This is a genomic window from Radicibacter daui, assembly GCA_030657355.1.
Lineage (GTDB): Bacteria > Pseudomonadota > Alphaproteobacteria > Radicibacterales > Radicibacteraceae > Radicibacter > Radicibacter daui.
Genome location: CP131056.1, coordinates 3743982 through 3762270, shown reverse-complemented (window position 1 = coordinate 3762270; position 18289 = coordinate 3743982). Strand labels below are relative to the sequence as shown.

The following is an 18289-nucleotide window of genomic DNA, read 5'->3' as shown; positions in this document are numbered from 1 at the left end:
GCCGAAACGGCCCGGGCCCATTCGGAACCAGATGCAGAATTTCAGTTCTGGAGAAGTTGGTACGCCCTACGGGATTCGAACCCGTGTTGCCGCCGTGAGAGGGCGGCGTCCTAGGCCTCTAGACGAAGGGCGCGTTACCGGCGCAGCGGGCAGGGGCCATCTGGCCGGGCCGTCGCTTGCGGTGGCGGATCATTTAGCGGAGGGGGCAGCGGAGATCAAGGGCCTTTTGCGCCCTGCTTTGCGCATGGCCGCCCTGCGCCGGCGAAGAGGCGGCGGGCAGCGGCGCGGCATGGCGGGGTCGACAAAGGGGGGCAGGGCGTGTGAGATAGGGCAAGCCACTGTCATCCGGGTGCCTCTTGTCGCGTCCTTTTGGCAGTATCTTCAAGGGAATGACCCATTTTTTTAAAGAGGCGACCTGCCCGTGAGCGATCAGAACCCCGGAGACGGCATCGAGGCCATCATCGTCAAGCAGCTTGGCAGCCAGCTTGCCAATGACGGCAATGTGGTGCTGATCCAGATGCAGAGCACGGTGGACGAGGTCTTCACCTTCGCCATCGATCCGCAGGCGGCTGCGCAGCTTGCGGCCCAGATCCAGCGCCAGCTGGGCGTCACGCCCGGCGGCTGATCCGCACTCCCCCTAGCCAGATGATCCGGTGCCAGGAGGCGCTTTCTTGAAAGACGGTATTTCCACGCTCGCCAAAGCCCCCTCCTGGTACCAGACGACCGCGACAGACTTTCCCGAGTTGCCGCCCCTTGACGGGGATATGAGCTGCGATGTCGTGATCCTGGGCGGCGGTTTTACCGGCCTCACCACCGCGCTGGAGCTGACGGCGCGCGGTTATTCCTGCGTGGTGCTGGAAGGCGACCGCGTGGGCAACGGCGCTTCCGGACGCAATGGCGGGCAGATCTGCTCCGGCTACAATCCCGAGATGGGCACGCTGGTACGCTGGTTCGGCCATGACATGGCGATGTCGCTGTGGGAAATGGCCGAAGAGGCCAAGGGCATCGTTCGCGACAATGTCGAGCGTTACGCCATCGATTGCGACCTGCGCTGGGGTTATCTGCTGGCCGGCGTGAAGGCCCGGCATGACCGCGCCCTGCGCGAGCATGAGGAAGAGCTGCACGCCTATGGCGCTACCGGCGTGCGTTATCTCGACAAGCTGGAGATTGGCAGCTGGGTGGAGAGCGAGCGCTACACCTCCGGCATGTATGATCCCACCGCCGGCCAGATCCATCCGCTCAACTACTGCCTCGGCCTTGCCCGCGCGGCGCTGGCGGCGGGTGTGCGCATCTATGAACAGACGGAAGTTACCCGCGTCGAGACCGGGGCCAGCCCGGCCGCGGTGACGGATCGCGGCACGGTGCGCGGCAAATATATGGTGCTGGGCGGCAATGCGCTGTTCCGCCAGGTGCCGCAGATGGCCTCCCGCATCATGCCGGTCGGCACCTATATCGTCTCCACCACGCCGATGGCGGCGGAGCGGGCCGAGAAGCTGATCAGGGACCGCATGGCGGTGGCGGACATCAACTTCGTGCTCAATTATTATCGCCTGTCGCCGGATAACCGCATGCTGTTCGGCGGGCGGGTGAGTTATTCCGGCATGGATGCGCCGGGGCTCAGGCAGGCCATGCGCCGCACCATGCTGCATTATTTCCCGCAGCTCGATGATCTGGAGATCGAGCATTGCTGGGGCGGTTATGTCGATATCTCGATGAACCGGCTGCCGCATCTGGGCCGCCTAGGCCCCAACACCTTCTTTGCGCAGGGCTTCTCCGGCCATGGCGTGGCGCTGACCGGCCTTGCCGGCCGGCTGATGGCGGAGGCCATTGCCGGCACGGCAGAACGGTTTGACGTGTTCGCCCGCATTCCGCACCGCCCGTTCCCCGGCGGCCCGCTGCGGACGCCGACGCTGGTGCTGGCGATGTTGTGGTACCGGCTGCGGGATATGCTTTGAGGGGCTGGTGTCGGGGTCGACTCATTACCCCCATCCGCCCCTTCGGGGGCACCTTCCCCATGAATGGGGAAGGATAAGGTTCTGATATGGTGAGATAAAACCTCCCCATTCATGGGGAGGTCGGCCGCAGGCCGGGTGGGGGTAATGAGGAGCGGCCTGCCATCGGCCTCACTCAGCCTTCACCCCGCTCACCCACCACACCCGGTGCGGGACGATCAGCGGGTCGGCCGGGAAATCCCGTGCCAGCATCTCGCCATGCTCCCGGTCAAAGGCTTCCACCGTTTGCGGCGGCAGGCTGGCGCTGATGCCGGCCGATGCGCGGATGCGCCCTCGCCAGGCCTCATGGGTGTAGGGCTGGCCGATATCGAAGCTGGCACTCTCCAAACCGCTGAAGCCGGCGCCTGAAAGATCGGCAAACCAGCGCGGATAGATGCCGGCCCCGCCGCCCATGTTCCAGTCCGGGTTATGGGTGCGGATCAGCGCTTCCGTTGCCGCCACCACATTGCCGGGCAGCGGCAGCCAGTCGAAATGGCAAATGATCAGGCGCCCGCCGGGTTTCAGCAGCCGGGCCATCTCCGCAGCCGCAGCAGGCCGGTCGAACCAGTGCCAGCACTGGCCGGCGGTGATGAGGTCGAAGCCGCCGGCGGCAAGCCCCGTCGCCTCCGCCTTGCCGGCCAGATAACCGACGGCCAGATGTGCCTCGCGGCTGAGGCGGCGGGCTTCGGCCAGCAGTGGCTCCGCCGGGTCCATGCCGGTCACATCAAGCCCCAGTCTGGCAAGGCCGCGTGCCACCGTGCCGGTACCGGTGCCGATATCGAGCGCCCGCTCGCCGGGGCGGACGAGCCCGCTGGCGGCAAGCCTGTCAAAGAAAGCGGGCGGGAAGCCGGCGCGGTGTTTGCCGTAGTCGCTGGCCGTCTTGCCGAAGGCGGCCTCGGTGCCGTTCAGCATCACCGGCTTGGGTGCTTCCGGGCCCGGGCGTTGGAGCGACAGCAGATCGGGTTCTGCGGAAAGGGCGCTCATTTTCTTCTCCTCCATCAACGGGGATCGCGGAAGGAAGCAGGCGCTTGTCATCAACATTGATCAATCATGATAATAACAATCAAGTTGAAGCTTTCCGGCAAACAAGGCCGGGGAAAGGGCGGCGATGGCAAACGAGCTTTATCTGACGGCGAAGGAGGCGGCGGACCGGCTGGGGGTAAGTGTCGCCAGCCTTTATGCCTATGTGAGCCGCGGCCTCATCCTCTCTCATGCCCGCGATGCCAGCCGGCGGCGCTGGTATCTGGCTGGCGATGTGGAAGCGCTGCTGGCGCGCACGCAGGGCGCCGCGCGGGAGGAGCGCTCCGCCAGCGGTTTCAGCTGGGGCGAGCCGGTGTTGGACAGTGCGCTCACCGCCATTCAGGACGGCAGGCTCTATTACCGTGGCCATGATGCCGCCCGGCTGGCCGAGCGGGCCTCGCTGGAAGAGGTGGCGCGGCTGCTCTGGCAAGCGGAGGCCAGCGGGGCGAACGATCCTTTTGCGGCTGCCGTGCCGACGGGCAGCGCTCTTGCCGGCGCGCGCGCCGCCACTGCCGGCCTCAGTCCGCTGGAGCGGTGCCAGTCGCTGCTGGCGCTGGCGGCGGGGGAGGAACTGGCGGCGGCCAACACGGCCCCGGTGCCGGTCATGCGCACGGCCGCTCGCCTGATGCGCTGGGCGGCGGCGATCATGACCGACACACGGCGCCCGCCGGGGGCGGAGCCGCTGCACCGGCAACTGGCGATGGCCTGGGGGCTTGAAGGGCGGGATGAAGAGCTGCTGCGGGCGGCGCTGGTTCTAAGCGCGGATCATGAGCTTAACGCCTCCGCCTTTGCCGTGCGCGTGGTGGCGGCGACCGGCGCGCCGCTGGCGGCGGCGCTGACGGCGGGGTTCGCCGCCCTGCAGGGGCCCCGCCATGGCGGCATGACCGGGCGCATCATGGCATGCCTGCCGGAGTGGCTGGCGGCCACCGATCCGCGGGTGCCGATGGCGGCGCGGGTGAAGCGCGGGGAGGAACTGCCGGGCTTTGGCCATCCGCTTTATCCGGCGGGCGATCCACGCTGGTTTGCCATTGCCCGCCTGGCCGGCCGCGCAAAGCTGGAGCGCTGGCCGCAGATGCTGCGGATTGCCGGGGCGAGCGAGCATATGACCGGGGCCAAGCCCTCGCTCGACATGGCGCTTTGCCTGCTGTCCACGGCGCTGGGATTGCCGGAGGAAGCGCCCGTCATCCTGTTTGCGCTGGGGCGCATGGCAGGCTGGAGCGCGCATGCGCTGGAGCAATATGCCGAAGGGGGACTCATCAGGCCGCGCGCACGTTATCGCGGGCCGGCGCCACGGGATTGACGGGCGGCCGAAATTGGCGGAAAAGCTCGGTTTTCGGGAAGCCTGCCCCAGAAAAGAAAAGAGGCCGCGACCAGTAGATCGCGGCCCAAGTCTAGGGAGGAAACGCCCATGTAAATGGGACAACCCGAATGTGCCGTCCGAGGTGCCTTAATAAAAGACACATCTTCGCATGGCTCCCATGCGCGAACGCATAGCGCTTACTTTTTAGGCAAATTGAAGCCGGTTCACTTTCGGATACCGGTTTCCGAAAGCGCGCATGACATAAAACCGGATAACGGATGGACCGCCGCGGGGGCGGCAGCGTAGTCTTGAGGCATCGTTGGCAACCGCAGCAGGGTTTCATGTCTCGCCTCCAGAATTTCATCCGCGAGAACCGTATTACCGAGGTTGAGTGTCTTGTGCCGGATATGTCCGGCATTCCGCGCGGCAAGATTTTGCCCGCCACCAAATTTATCCAGACCTTTGAGGGGCGCGGCCTGCGCCTGCCCGAAGCCGTCTGCGTGCAGATGGTTACCGGGCGCTTTGCCGAGCATGACGAAGGAATTATCGACGCGGCTGCGGGCGATATCGTCATGGAACCCGATGAAAATGCCGTGTTCATGGTGCCCTGGTACAAGGAGCCGACCTGCCAGGTGGTATGCGACCTGGTGGAGCATGATGGCGCGCCGGTGGATATTTCCGCCCGTTACGTGCTGCGCCGCGTGCTGAAGCTTTATGAGGAAAAAGGCTGGATGCCCATCGTGGCACCGGAGCTGGAATTTTTCCTCGTTGCCATCAACAAGGACCCCGACTATCCGCTGCGTCCCGCCGTCGGCCTCAATGGCCGCGAGGAAAGCGGCCGGCAGGCCTATGGTATCGACGCGGTCAACGAGTTCGACCCGGTCTGCGAGGATATCTACGACTATTGCGATGCGCAGGGCCTCGATATCGACACGCTGACCCATGAGGCCGGCGCCGGGCAGATCGAGATCAACTTCAACCACGGCAAGGCGCTCGACCTTGCCGACCAGGTGTTCATCTTCAAGCGCACGGTGCGTCAGGCCGCGCTGCGCAAGAACATCTATGCCACCTTCATGGCCAAGCCGATGCAGTATCAGCCTGGCAGCGCCATGCACATCCACCAGTCGGTGCTGGATATCGAGACCGGCCGCAATGTCTTTGCCAATCCCGATGGCTCGGACAGCGACCTCCTGAAATATTTCGTCGGCGGCCTGCAGAAATTCATGCCTGCCGCCATGCCGCTGGTGGCGCCCAACGTCAATTCCTACAAGCGCCTGGTGCCGCATGCCGATGCGCCCATCAATGTGCATTGGGGCCGTGACAACCGCACCACCAGCTTCCGCGTGCCGGACAGCAGCCCGGCCGCCCGCCGGGTGGAAAACCGCATCCCGGGCGCCGACGCAAACCCCTATCTGGCGCTGGCGGCAACGCTTGCCTGCGGCTGGCTTGGCATCCAGCAGAAGCTGGAGCCGTCCGACCCCATCACCGGGTCGGCCTACAAGCTGGCGCACCGCCTGCCGCAGACGCTGCAGGAATCGCTGGCCCGCTTCCACAGCGCCCGCCCGCTGCGTGAAATCCTCGGCGAGCGTTTCTGCGAGGCGGTCGAAGTGGTGAAGGAAGAGGAATACTGGCTCTACAACTCCGTGATCTCGGCCTGGGAGCGGGAGAACCTGCTGCTCAATGTCTGAGAGGGCGTAGTGCCTGAAGACAGAAAAAGCCCGGAGGGCATCCTCCGGGCTTTTTCTTTCTGGCGGTAAGGCAAGGAGCGGTCGGTCAGGCGCCGCGCACCTGGCCGAGGAAAGCATCCACCTCGTCGCGCAGGGTTTCAGCCTGGCGGGCAAGCTCGGCTGCTGCACCCAGCACTTCCTGCGAGGATTTGCCGGTCTGGCGGGCTCCGTTCGTCACATCGGCGATGGCAGCGGAAACGCTGTCTGCCCCGCCGGCAGCCGCGCGGGCATTGCCGGAAATGGTGTGGGCAACCCGTCCCTGCTCATCCACCGCCGTGCCGACAGCGTCCGACAGGCGCCGCACCTCATCGATGGTGGTGGCAATCTCGCGGATGGCGCTGGCGGCCTCGCCGGTCGCCTGCTGAATGCTGCCGATCTGCTGGGCGATCTCTTCGGTGGCGCGGGCCGTCTGGGTGGCGAGGCTTTTGACCTCCTGCGCCACCACCGCAAAACCCTTGCCGGCTTCACCGGCACGCGCCGCCTCGATGGTAGCGTTGAGGGCCAGCAGATTGGTCTGGTCGGCAATATCGTTGATGAGCTTCACCACCTCGCCCACACGCTCGGATGCAGAGACAAGACCGCTTACCTGTTCGTTGGTGCTGAGCGCCTGGCGGGCTGCGGTACGCACGATCTCGACCGAGCGGGTGACATGCTGGGTAATCTTGTCGCGTGACGAGCCAAGTTCGTCCGTTGCGTGGCTGACGGAGGCGACATTGCCGGCGGCGCCCTGGGCGGCTTCATCGGCACGCTGGGCCTGCTGGCTCGTTCGGTCGGCGACGTCCGACATCGAGCGGGCAACACTCTGCATCTGGGTAGCGGCGGCGGAAACGCCATTGACCACGGAGCGAACGCGCCGCTCGAAACTGTCGGCCAGTTCCGTCATGGCGCGGCGCTTGTCGATCTCTGCGGTTTCGGCGGCCTGCTGCTGCTGCGCGCGCATCCGCTCCATCTCGACGGCATTGAGCTTGAAGACCTCAACCGCGCGGGCCATGGCGCCGATGTCATCGCGTTTGGTGGTCGCGGGCACGCTTACGTCGTGATTGCCTTCGGCAAGGTGCCGCATGACCGAACAAAGCTGTTCCAGCGGGCGGCCGACCATGGCGCGGGCGGCCAGGATGAGGACAAGGATGAGGATGGCGCCGGCGATCAACGCCGTCAGCCCCTGGCCGATAGCAGCGTCGGTCACCTTGCTTTCAACCCGCGAAAGGCTCCAGCCGATGGCAAGCGTGCCTATCGGGCTGCCATCCTTGTCCACGCCCGCCGGTACGACCGTGATGATGTGGTCGCCAACCTGCCGGACATAGACCCCGCTCCCCGCGCTGCTGCGCCAGGAAACGGCCTGCGACAGGTCGACATGCGGGAGATTGGGCGCATCATACTGCGTTACCTTTTCGCCGGCCTTGTTGAAGGTCATGAGGCTGGCAACCAGCGAGCCCGGCGCCTGCACCATGGTGGAATAGGCGCCCTCCACCGCGTCCACCTTGTTCCACTTCAACCCGCCGGCGACGTTGCCGGCCAGCAGGGTGGCGAGGTCGACAAAGGACGAGCGCCCGTCTTCCGTCAACGCCTTGCGGGCGCTGAAGGTGGAGACCGCAACCGTCGCCGCAAGGCACAGGGTGATGGCCAGGGTGACGAGAAGGGCGAGTTTGCGGGTAACGGTCAGGCGCGGCGCGGCGGCGCCGCTCTTCGAAGCGGTCGTCATATCGGTTCTCCGTCGCTCGGGAACAGCGGGACGGGTTGTGTCCAGGCTGGAGGGCAGGCCGGGCCCGAAGCATGGCCCGCCCTGTCAGCTAAAACTCACAGCTTGTCGACATTGATGCCCACGGTGATGGCACCGATGGCCTTGCCGGTCGCAGGGTCGCTGATGGTCATGCTGAGCTGCGACTGGAAGGTCTGCGTGGACTCGTCCTGCTCGACATCGTCGATGAAGATGGCATCGGGCCCGACGCTGTAGGTCTTCTGCCACTTGGCTTCATCACCCTGCCAGTAGTCGGAGGTGATTTCGCTCTGGGCGACGTTGAGGCCCTTGTCATCCATAATGAAAATCTCGGTGACCAGCCCGCCGGCCGCCTGCTCGGCATCCGCCAGCTTTTTGGAGACCGCCGTGCCCAGCACGCCGTCGATCATCGGGTGGCTGGCCGCCGTTACTTCCGCGCGCCACTTCTTGTCGAGCGCATCGACATCCGCCTGGGTCAGGCCGGCGTTCTTCGCATTCTGGGCATTGATCGCCTCGATAACCGCAGGATCGCTGACCCACTGCTTTACGGTCTTTTCCGCAAACTCGCGCATCGGCGCTTCATAGGCGTTGTCGGCGATGGCCGGGGTGCCGACCAGCAGGGTGAGGCCTGCGGCGCAGGCAACAGCCAGAAGAGTGGCGCGGGGGCAGGGGGACTTCATGGGGCGCTTCCCTAATATGTCGTTGGCGGTAGCCCTCGGCCGGCGAGGGCATCTCGTGGTTTTGTTATTGCCATAACATGAAGGGATAATCGCGCTGGCGATCGGATAGCTAACCCTTTGGGATGCAGAACCTCCTTTGGGTAGTATCGATTTTCAGGGTTGCATCCTCTCGATGCTGATGCCGACGGTAATGGCGCCGATGGCCCTGCCGGTATCCGGATCGCTGACGGTCATGCTGAGCTGGGACTGGAAGGTCTGGGTCGATTCATCGCGCTCCGGCCGGTCGATGAAAATCGCCCCGGCGCCGGCACCGAAGCTCTTCTGCCATTTGGCTTCGTCCCCCTGCCAGTAGTCGGTGGTGACGTCGCTTTGCGCGACATTGAGGCCGTGTTCATCCATGAGAATGATTTCGGTGACCAGCCCGTCGGTCGTTTTTTCATCGGCAAGCAGCAGGCGGGAGGCCGGCTTGGCGAGCACGGTATCGATAAGGGGATGGCTGGTGGAGGTCAGTTCGGCGCGCCATTGTGCATCCAGCGTGTCGATTGCCATCCGGGTGATGTGGCGGTTATGGGCATTCTGTTCGCGCAGGGCAGCGATGATACGGGGGTCGGCAATCCATTGCCGCACCGTGTTTTCGGCAAAGGCACGGATAACGGTGTCATACTTGTTCTGCTGTGCTGCGGCGGCGGAATGCAGCGCCGGCAGACTTGCCGATGCAAGGGCCGAGGCCAGAAGCACTGTTGGGAGGGGGTGTCTCATCGTGTCGCGTTTCCGGGCGGTTCCTGCCAGCGTGCAGGCGCCCTTTCTGCGGTGAGGGCGTGAGGGGGCATTCTTGCATAAAAGCGGCCTCTCTTCCCTGCCCCCGAAGGTTAGCTAATCCTTTGGAAAATCGCCTCACCTGCCGGAGCGCCGGTGGTGGCTTGCTGGTGGCCGGTCTCCTCGGCTAGGCTTTCCGGCATGGACCGCTACACACGTCTCAGAACCCGGCGTGAAGATCTGTTGCTGATGTGCGCCCGCATCGGCTTCAACCCGCCTTTGATCGGGATCGGCTGAGCACTACCCGATAAAAAATCCCGAACAGGCGGAGCTTTACCTTCATGAAGATGGCTTATCCCGGTGCCGAGGCCCTCGTGGCGCTCGACAATGCGCACTATCTGCATCCCTTCACCGACCACAAGGCGCTGCGCGAAAAGGGTGCGCGCCTCATCACCCGCGCCGACGGCGTGCATGTGTGGGACGCTGCGGGTCACAAGATCCTCGACGGCATGGCCGGGCTCTGGTGCGTCAATGTCGGTTACGGCCGCAAGGAGCTGGCGGATGCCGCCGCCCGGCAGATGATGGAGCTGCCCTACTATAACAGCTTCTTCAAATCGGCGACGGTGCCGCCCGTCGAGCTCGCCAAGCAGCTTGTGGATCTCGCGCCCAAAGGCATCAGCAACGTCTTCTATGCCTCTTCCGGTTCTGAATCGAACGACACCGTCATTCGTCTCGTGCGCCATTACTGGAAGCTGAAGGGTCAGCCGGAGCGCAACATCATCATCGCGCGCAAGGATGCCTATCACGGCTCCACCATCGCCTCGGCCTCGATGGGCGGCATGTCCGCTGTGCACAAGCAGATCGGCATTACCCTGCCGGGCTTCTCCCACGTCATGCCACCCTACTGGTATGGCGAGGCGCTGGAGGGGGAAAGCCAGGAGGAGTTCGGTTTGCGCGCCGCGCGCGCCATTGAGGAGCGCATTCTGGAGCTGGGCGCGGACAAGGTGGCCGCGGTGATCGGCGAGCCGATCATGGGTGCGGGCGGCGTGCGCATCCCGCCGGAGACCTACTGGCCGGAAGTGGAGCGCATCTGCCGCAAATATGATGTGCTGCTGGTGGCGGACGAGGTCATCACCGGCTTTGGCCGCACCGGCCACTGGTTCGGCAGCCAGCGCTTCGGCTTTACGCCGGACCTGATGACGGTCGCCAAGGGCATCACCTCGGGTTACCTGCCGCTATCCGCCGTGCTGGTGGGCGAGCGGGTGGTTTCCGAGATCATGGAAAAGGGCGGCGAGTTCTATCACGGCTACACCTATTCCGGTCATCCGGTGGCCTGTGCCGTGGCGCTGGAAAACCTCGACATCATCCGCCGCGAGGGGCTGGTGGAGCAGGTGAGAAACGATACCGGCCCGGCGCTCGGCCGCATGCTGCAGCAGTTCGCCGATCATCCGATCGTCGGCGAGGTGCGCAGCGACGGGCTGGTGGCCGCGCTTGAAATCGTCCGGAACAAAAAGACGCGTGAGCGTTACCCGGGCGACGGCAAGGTCGGCACGCTGTGCCGCGATATCTGCTTCCTCAACAATCTGGTGATGCGCGCAGTAGGCGACACCATGATCCTCGCCCCGCCGCTGACCTTCAGCCATGACAACATCGCCGAGCTGGAAGAGAAGATCCGCCACGTGCTGGACGATACCGCCCGGGGCATCGGCGCGATGTGAAGAAAATATCCTTCTCCACTTGTGGAGAAGGTGGCGCGCAGCGCCGGATGAGGGTGTGGACGGTGAAGCAGGCGCTTACGCTGCCCGGACGCACCGGCAACACCCCCTCCGCCGCTGCGCGGCACCTCCCCCACATAAGGTGGGGGAGGCACTTTCGAGCGATCAACCCGTCTTCAGAAGATGAAGTTGGTGTTGATAAAGTTGGACTTGTTGCCGCGCACGATGTCGTCCAGCAGCTTCTTGCTGGCATCGGTCTGCTTGGCGGCAATCATCGAGCGGATGGAGAAGGAACGCAGCGCGTCGCTGACCGACAGCGTACCTTCCGCCGAATCCTTGCGGCCGGTGAAGGGGAACACGTCCGGCCCGCGCTGGCACTGGCAGTTGATGTTGACGCGGCAGACCTGGTTGACCAGCGGGTCGACCAGATGGCCGATATCGTCCGGGCTCGACGAGAAGATCGAGACCTGCTGGCCATGCTCGGAGGTGATGACATATTCGAGCGCGGTTTCCACATCCTCGAACGGGACGACGGGGACCACCGGGCCGAACTGCTCCTCGCGATAGATCTTCATGCCCTCGGCGACCGGATAGAGCACCGCCGGGTAGAAGAGGCTGGCGCTCGCCACGCCGCCATCGGGGTTGATGACCTTCGCGCCCTTGGACCTGGCGTCCTCCACCAGCTCGGCCATGTATTCCGCCTTGCCCGAGGGCAGCGGGGTGATGGCAACGCCCTTGTCCCACGGCATGCCGATCTTGAGCTTGGCCAGTTCTTCCACGTAGCGCTTGGTGAACTGGTCGGCGACCGACTTGTGCACCAGCAGCATCTTGAGCGCGGTGCAGCGCTGGCCGTTGAAGGACAGCGAACCGGTGATGCACTCCTTGACCGCCAGCTCGATGTCGGCATCCGCCAGCACGATGGCGGCGTTCTTGGCATCGAGGCCGAGGATGGCACGCAGGCGGTTGGTCTTGGGGTGCAGCTTCTTGAGATGGTCGGCGACCTTGCTGGAGCCGATCAGCGTCAGGGCATTCACCTTGCCGCTTTCCAGCATGTAGGGGACGATTTCCGAACCCTTGCCGTAGACGGTGTTGATGACGCCCTTCGGGAAGGCGGCGCGGAAGGCTTCCAGCAGCGGGTAAAACAAGAGCGAGCCGAAACGCGGCGGCTTGAAGACCAGCGTGTTGCCCATCAAGAGTGCCGGGATCAGCGTCGCGAAGGTTTCGTTGAGCGGATAGTTATAGGGGCCCATGCACAGCACCACGCCAAGCGGCGTGCGGCGGATCTGGCCGATGGTGCCTTCCACGATGGTGAAGCGCGAGGCGCTGTTGTCGAGATCGCGCAGCGCGTCGATGGTGGCGCGGATGTAGTCGACGGTACGGTCGAATTCCTTTTCCGAATCCGGCAGGCTCTTGGCGATTTCCCACATGATGAGGCGCACGATCTCGGTGCGGCGGGCCACCATTTCCTTGGTGAAGGTCTGCATGCAGGCAATGCGCTCGGCGACCGTCATGGTCGGCCATACACCACGGCCGCTGTCATAGGCGGCAACGGCGGCGTCCAGCGCCTCTTCTGCTTCTGGAATGCCGCCGGTCGGCACGCTGCCGAGCTTCAGCGCCTTGAGGCTGCCGTCGGCGGTGCGGATATGCACGGGGGAGACCACAGCCTGTACCGGGCCCTCCCATTTCTTCAACTCGCCGCTCACCAGCGTTACGCGCTGGTCGATCTCGCCGGCAAGCCGGTGTTCGGCGGGAATCTCGCTTTCCAGCGGGAAGAGCGAAGTCAGTTGGGCAGTGTCCGTCACGAGTGAGACCCTCCGGGCTGTCGATGCCGGCCCTTGAACGGGGAAGATGGACCGGCTTGTCATTCTCTTCTTCAGATGGCTTTCATCAAAGAAGGATCCAACCCCAATGTCGACCGACGATTGTGCAAGGCTCCATGGGGCAGCCATGCGAAAAGGGCACTTCAAAAGCCCGTGAAAGCAAGCACATAGCAGGGTAGGAAAGCGCTGCCGGCTGGAAGCGGCATCGGGGCGGCGCAAAAGGTGGCATGCAAGCGAGGACAGGTTGATGACCGTGGAACTGGTCTATGACGAGACGGGGGAACAGGCAGAAGGCCAGGTGCCGCTCGTTATTCTTCACGGCCTGCTGGGGCAGGGGCGCAACTGGGGCTCGCTGTCCCGCCGCTTCGGCCAGGGGCGCCGGGTTCTGGCGGTCGATCTGCGCAATCATGGCCGCTCGCCCTGGACGGACGAGCATGACTATCAGCTGATGGCGGCCGACCTTGCCCGGCTCATCGAGACGAAGCTGGGCGGCAAGGCCGATGTGCTGGGCCATTCCATGGGCGGCAAGGCGTCGATGGTGCTGGCGCTGACCCGGCCGGAACTGGTTCGGCGCCTGCTGGTGCTGGATGTGGCGCCGGTTGCCTATAACCATGGCGACTTCATCCGTTATATCGAGGCGATGCAGGCGGCCAATCTGGAGACCGAGCGGCGCAGCGATATCGGCGACGCCTTGATGGAGGCGGCGCCGGAAGAGGCCATTCGCGCTTTCCTGCTTTCCAACCTCGCCCGCGGGCCGGAGGGGTTTTCCTGGCAGCCCAATCTGGAAGCGCTGCGCACCAACATGGCGTCCATCCTCGACTGGCCGGCCGGGGCGCTTGCCGGCAAGCAGTATCAAGGGCCCGCCTTCTTCCTTTCGGGCGCGCGCTCTTCCTATGTCAAAGAGGCGTCCCACCCGGCGATCCGCGCCCTGTTTCCCGCCGCCCGCTTTCACGCCATCGAAGGCGCCGGGCATTGGGTGCATGCGGATAATCCGGGCGAGTTTGTTGCGCAGGCGACCGGCTTTTTTGCCGGCTGACGGCACGCCGTTCCGGCGGCCATGACAAGTCTGACGGGCCGGTGCGGCATCAGGTCGCTGCGCCGGGCGTGCGCATTTGTGCCGGAAACAGGGCTGGCAGAGCCGTGTGCCGAACTCTCAACGATTGAAAACAGACAGAAAAATCCGCTTGTCGGTCGCGCCTTCGGCTCTGCAATATGTTTTTCAAGAGGCGGGGGTGCGGCGGGGGCCGTGCCCTGATCTCCAGACCAAAATAGCAGGAGAGGCAGGGGTCATGCTTAAATCTGTCCGTACCGGGGTTTCCGGCGTCGTTCTCGCCACCGCCATGCTGGCCGGTGCAGCGCATGCAGACGGCACGCTCAACTTCTACAACTGGTCCGATTACATCGGCGAAACCACCATCGACGATTTCGAGAAGGACAGCGGCGTCAAGGTCAACTACGACGTCTATGACAGCATGGATGTGCTGGAAGCCAAGATGCTGGCCGGCAATTCCGGTTATGACCTCATCGTGCCGACGGCGATGCCCGGCCTTGCCCGCCTGATCCAGGCCGGCGCCGTGCAGAAGCTCGACAAGTCGAAGATCCCGAACCTCAAGAATCTCGACCCGAAGCTGATGGAGCGCGTGAAGAGCGCTGACCCGAACCTCGACTATGCCGCCATCTGGCAGTGGGGCACCAACGGCATCGGCTACAATGTCGACAAGGTGAAGGAGCGCCTCGGCGCCGATTACCCGATCGACAGCTGGGACCTGGTGTTCAAGCCGGAAGTCGCCGCCAAGCTGGCTGACTGCGGCATCACCATGCTCGACAGCCCGGAAGAAGTCATTCCGCTGGCGATGAACTATGCCGGCTTCAACCCGAATGCCGAAGATGCCAAGGCCTTGGCCGCGGCCGAGAAGGTGCTGCTCGCGGTGCGTCCGTCGGTGCGCTACTTCCACTCCTCCAAGTACATTACCGACCTCGCCAACGGCGAAGTGTGCGTTTCCATCGGTTTCTCGGGTGACATCTTCCAGGCGCAGTCCCGCGCCGAGGAAGCCAAGAACGGCGTCAGCATCGAATATGTGATCCCGAAGGAAGGCGCGCTGATCTGGTTTGACACCATGGCCATTCCGGCCGGTGCTCCGAATGCCGACAACGCCTACAAGTTCATTAACTTTGCGCTGCAGCCGAAGGTCATGGCCGGTATTTCCGACTATGTCTCCTACGCCAATGCCGTGCCGGCGTCGCTCAAGCTGATGGATCAGGATATCGTCAACAATCCGTCCATCTTCCCGCCGGCCGAGGTACAGGCCAAGCTCTTCCCCGGCACGCTCTATTCGCCGCGCTTCACCCGTGAAATGACGCGGGTGTGGACGAAGATGCGCACCGGCGAGTAAGAACCGGCACCGCCAGCGCCCCGGCTTCAGCAGTGAAGCCGGGGCGTTTGGTCTGTTACCTTTCCAAACAGCAAAAGCAGGCAGGTGGTCCGCATGGTTCAGACCGCGCAGCAAGTCCGGCAACAGCCCAAGAAACCCGATGCCAAGGAGCCGTGGCTCGATCCACAGGCCACGCCTTATGTGCGCATCGAAAATGTTTCCAAGCATTTCGGTGACTTCGTCGCGGTCGACAATGTCAGCCTCGATATCTACCGCGGTGAGCTGTTCTCGCTGCTGGGCGGTTCGGGCTGCGGCAAGACCACGCTGCTTCGCATGCTCGCCGGGTTCGAGCAGCCGACGTCGGGGAAGATCTATATCGACGGCGTCGACATGTCGAACATCCCGCCCTATGAGCGGCCGGTGAACATGATGTTCCAGTCCTATGCGCTCTTTCCGCATATGACGGTGGAAGCCAATGTCGCCTTCGGCCTGCATCAGGACCGCGTGCCCAAGGACGAGATCGACCGCCGAGTGACGGAAGTCCTGGAGCTGGTACAGCTCGTCTCCTTCCGCAAGCGCCGTCCCCACCAGCTCTCCGGCGGCCAGCGCCAGCGCGTGGCGCTCGCCCGTGCGCTCGTCAAACGCCCCAAGCTGCTGCTGCTGGACGAGCCGCTCGGCGCACTTGACCGCAAGCTGCGCGAAAAGACCCAGTTCGAGCTGGTGAATATCCAGGAAGAGGTCGGCATCACCTTCGTCATGGTGACCCATGACCAGGAAGAAGCGATGACGATGTCGACGCGCTTCTCGGTGATGAATGCCGGCAAGATCGTGCAGACCGGCACGCCGGCCGAAGTCTACGAATATCCCAACACCCGCTTCTCGGCCGAATTCATCGGCTCGATCAATCTCTTCGAAGGCCACATGGTCATCGACGAGGCTGACCATGCGGTGATCGAGGCGCCGGAAGCCGGCTGCCAGATCATGATCAGCCACGGCATCACCGGCACCGTCGGCAGCCGTGTATGGGTCGGCGTGCGGCCGGAGAAGATGAAGATCTCCAAGGCCGTGCCGGCGCTGGAGAATGAATATAACCTCCTGAGCGGCAAGGTGATCGAGATCGCCTATCTCGGCGACATCTCGATCTTCCACGTCACGCTCAAGAGCGGAAAGAACATCCGCGTCACGGCGCCGAATGTCAGCCGCTACTCGGTCGATTCCATCACCTGGGGCGATGAGGTCTGGGTGCATTGGAATGCCGATGCCGGCGTGGTGCTCTACACATGAGCGGGCGTGACCATCACAAGCCGTTCGGGCTTGCGCGCAGCGGCGGCATCGAAGGTCTTTCCGATGCGGCCGCCATGCATGTCGTCACCCAGTGGCTGAACCGCCTTGGCCTGCGCGGGCGCGGGCTGGTGATCGGCATTCCCTATTTCTGGTACCTGCTGTTCTTCCTTATCCCGTTCGTCTTCGTGCTGAAGATCGCGCTGTCGGAGGCCGCCTACAGCGTGCCGCCCTTCACCGATCTGACCGAGTGGGCCGAGGGGGCGCTGAAGATCACGCTCAACCTCGCCAATTTCGACTACATCTTCTCCGATAGCCTCTATGTCACCGCCTATCTCAACTCGGTGCGCATCGCGGCAATCTCCACGCTGCTGACGCTGCTGGTCGGTTATCCGATGGCCTACGCCATCGCGCGGGCCGAACGGTCCTGGCGGGCGCCGCTGCTGATGCTCGTCATCCTGCCGTTCTGGACCTCGTTCCTCATCCGCGTCTATGCGTGGATGTCGCTGCTGCAGGACAACGGTCTGGTCAATTCGGTGCTGATGAATATCGGCATCATCGACAGCCCGATCCGTATCCTCAACACCGATTTCGCGGTGTTCCTCGGCATCGTCTATTCCTACCTGCCCTTCATGATCCTGCCGCTCTATTCCACGCTGGAGAAGATGGACCTCTCCCTGCTGGAAGCGGCGGAAGATCTGGGCTGCCGGCCGTTCAAGGCCTTCTGGCGCATCACGCTGCCGCTTTCGCTACCGGGCATCATCGCCGGCTGCCTGCTGGTCTTCATTCCGGCAGTGGGCGAGTTCGTCATCCCCGAGCTGCTGGGCGGCCCGGACACGCTGATGATCGGCAAGGTGCTGTGGCAGGAATTCTTCAGCAACCGCGACTGGCCGGTGGCGTCCGCCGTCGCCATCGCACTGCTGCTGCTGCTGGTCATCCCGATCATGATCTTCCAGCATGTGCAGGCCAAGCAGCAGGAGGCCGAGAAGCGATGAACGCGCGTGGACTTGGTCTGGTTTTCCTGTGGCTGTGGGCGGGGCTGGTTTTCCTCTACCTGCCCATCGTCACGCTCATCTTCTACTCTTTCAACGACAGCAAGCTGGTGGCGGTGTGGGGCGGTTTCTCCACCCGCTGGTATGGCGAGCTGATGCATAACGGCCAGGTGCTGGATGCGGCGCTGCTCTCGCTGGAGATCGCCGTCATCAGTGCCTGCGGCGCGGTGGTGCTGGGCACGCTTGCCGGCGTGACGCTCTCGCGGTTTCCGGTCTTCCGGGGCCGCGTGATGTTCTCCGGCCTCATCTCTGCGCCGCTCGTCATGCCCGAGGTCATCTCCGGCCTTTCCATGCTGCTGCTGTTCGTTTCCATGGAGCAACTCGTGGGCTGGCCGAAGGGCCGCGGCATGCTGACGATCATCCTGACCCACATCACCATCTCGGCGGCTTACGTCTCGGTGATTGTGCAGTCGCGTCTCGTCAGCCTTGATGCTTCCATCGAGGAAGCGGCGATGGATCTGGGGGCACGGCCGACGCGCGTCTTCATGCGCATCACCCTGCCCATCATCGCCCCGGCGCTGGTGTCGGGTTGGCTGCTGTCCTTCACCCTGTCGGTGGACGATCTGGTCTCCTCCAGCTTCGTGACCGGCCCGGGTGCCTCGACGCTGCCGATGGTCATCTTCTCCAAGGTGCGCCTTGGTGTGTCGCCGGACATCAACGCCCTTGCCACCATCATCGTGCTGATCGTCACCGTCGGCGTCATCAGCGGCGGCTGGTATATGGTACGCTCGGAAAAGCGCCGCGAGCTCGAAGAGCGCATGGCCTATGCCGAGGGCGAGAAGGAAAATACCGGCATGGTGTAAGGCGTCTTTCGCCTTGCCCTGCCTTGCAGGCTCAAATGCCCTGAAACAGGCCGGG

The 18289-nt window shown here is 63.9% G+C and carries 14 protein-coding genes, 1 tRNA gene and 1 pseudogene; 10 read left to right on the top strand and 6 right to left on the bottom strand.

The window, feature by feature from the left end:
• Positions 1-57: 57 nt before the first annotated feature.
• Positions 58-133 (bottom strand) — tRNA-Glu (locus QTL98_RS17580).
• A 288-nt stretch (positions 134-421) separates the two neighbouring features.
• On the opposite strand from QTL98_RS17580, the gene QTL98_RS17575 reads away from it, so the two are divergent.
• Positions 422-625: a hypothetical protein gene (locus QTL98_RS17575; RefSeq protein WP_445679761.1), complete on the top strand. Its 204-nt coding sequence runs from the start codon at positions 422-424 to the stop codon at positions 623-625.
• A gap of 46 nt (positions 626-671) precedes the next feature.
• The gene (locus tag QTL98_RS17570; RefSeq protein WP_445679760.1) at positions 672-1955 is read left to right on the top strand and encodes an NAD(P)/FAD-dependent oxidoreductase; all 1284 of its coding nucleotides are present in this window, start codon (positions 672-674) and stop codon (positions 1953-1955) included.
• 168 nt (positions 1956-2123) lie between these two features.
• Here QTL98_RS17570 and QTL98_RS17565 read toward each other — a convergent pair whose 3' ends face one another.
• Positions 2124-2975 carry a class I SAM-dependent methyltransferase gene (locus QTL98_RS17565; RefSeq protein WP_445679759.1) on the bottom strand — a complete coding sequence of 284 codons (852 nt, stop codon included), beginning with the start codon at positions 2973-2975 and terminating at the stop codon, positions 2124-2126.
• Positions 2976-3099: 124 nt separating this feature from the next.
• On the opposite strand from QTL98_RS17565, the gene QTL98_RS17560 reads away from it, so the two are divergent.
• Both QTL98_RS17560 and QTL98_RS17555 read left to right on the top strand, forming a co-directional pair.
• Positions 3100-4311, top strand: coding sequence for a citrate/2-methylcitrate synthase (locus tag QTL98_RS17560; RefSeq protein ID WP_445679758.1), 1212 nt, complete (start codon positions 3100-3102; stop codon positions 4309-4311).
• Positions 4312-4652: 341 nt separating this feature from the next.
• Positions 4653-5999, top strand: a complete 1347-nt coding sequence (locus QTL98_RS17555) for a glutamine synthetase family protein (RefSeq protein WP_445679757.1) — start codon at positions 4653-4655, stop codon at positions 5997-5999.
• Between the two features lie 85 nt (positions 6000-6084).
• On the opposite strand, the pseudogene QTL98_RS17550 reads toward QTL98_RS17555, so the two are convergent.
• From QTL98_RS17550 to QTL98_RS17540, 3 genes and pseudogenes are all read right to left on the bottom strand, one after another.
• Positions 6085-7074, bottom strand: a pseudogene (locus QTL98_RS17550) (methyl-accepting chemotaxis protein); the annotation flags it as partial.
• Positions 7075-7835: 761 nt separating this feature from the next.
• Positions 7836-8435: a hypothetical protein gene (locus QTL98_RS17545; protein ID WP_445679756.1), complete on the bottom strand. Its 600-nt coding sequence runs from the start codon at positions 8433-8435 to the stop codon at positions 7836-7838.
• A gap of 153 nt (positions 8436-8588) precedes the next feature.
• Positions 8589-9194 (bottom strand): hypothetical protein, encoded by a 606-nt coding sequence (locus tag QTL98_RS17540; protein ID WP_445679755.1) that lies wholly within the window; start codon positions 9192-9194, stop codon positions 8589-8591.
• A 338-nt stretch (positions 9195-9532) separates the two neighbouring features.
• On the opposite strand from QTL98_RS17540, the gene QTL98_RS17535 reads away from it, so the two are divergent.
• Entirely contained in the window at positions 9533-10909 is a 1377-nt protein-coding gene (locus QTL98_RS17535; protein ID WP_510637497.1) for an aspartate aminotransferase family protein, read from the top strand.
• 173 nt (positions 10910-11082) lie between these two features.
• On the opposite strand, the gene QTL98_RS17530 is transcribed toward QTL98_RS17535, so the two are convergent.
• Positions 11083-12708, bottom strand: coding sequence for an NADP-dependent glyceraldehyde-3-phosphate dehydrogenase (locus QTL98_RS17530; protein ID WP_445679754.1), 1626 nt, complete (start codon positions 12706-12708; stop codon positions 11083-11085).
• Positions 12709-12973: 265 nt separating this feature from the next.
• On the opposite strand from QTL98_RS17530, the gene QTL98_RS17525 reads away from it, so the two are divergent.
• The 5 genes from QTL98_RS17525 (at position 12974) to QTL98_RS17505 (ending at position 18234) form a co-directional block, all read left to right on the top strand.
• Positions 12974-13762: an alpha/beta fold hydrolase gene (locus tag QTL98_RS17525; protein WP_445679753.1), complete on the top strand. Its 789-nt coding sequence runs from the start codon at positions 12974-12976 to the stop codon at positions 13760-13762.
• A gap of 253 nt (positions 13763-14015) precedes the next feature.
• On the top strand, positions 14016-15119 hold the full coding sequence (locus tag QTL98_RS17520) for a polyamine ABC transporter substrate-binding protein (RefSeq protein WP_445679752.1): 1104 nt from the start codon (positions 14016-14018) through the stop codon (positions 15117-15119).
• Between the two features lie 93 nt (positions 15120-15212).
• Positions 15213-16382, top strand: coding sequence for an ABC transporter ATP-binding protein (locus QTL98_RS17515; RefSeq protein ID WP_445679751.1), 1170 nt, complete (start codon positions 15213-15215; stop codon positions 16380-16382).
• Positions 16383-16456: 74 nt separating this feature from the next.
• The gene (locus QTL98_RS17510; protein ID WP_445682179.1) at positions 16457-17374 is read left to right on the top strand and encodes an ABC transporter permease subunit; all 918 of its coding nucleotides are present in this window, start codon (positions 16457-16459) and stop codon (positions 17372-17374) included.
• Positions 17371-18234, top strand: a complete 864-nt coding sequence (locus QTL98_RS17505; protein ID WP_445679750.1) for an ABC transporter permease subunit — start codon at positions 17371-17373, stop codon at positions 18232-18234. The genes QTL98_RS17510 and QTL98_RS17505 overlap by 4 nt, the downstream gene beginning before the upstream one ends.
• The last annotated feature ends 55 nt before the right edge of the window (positions 18235-18289 follow it).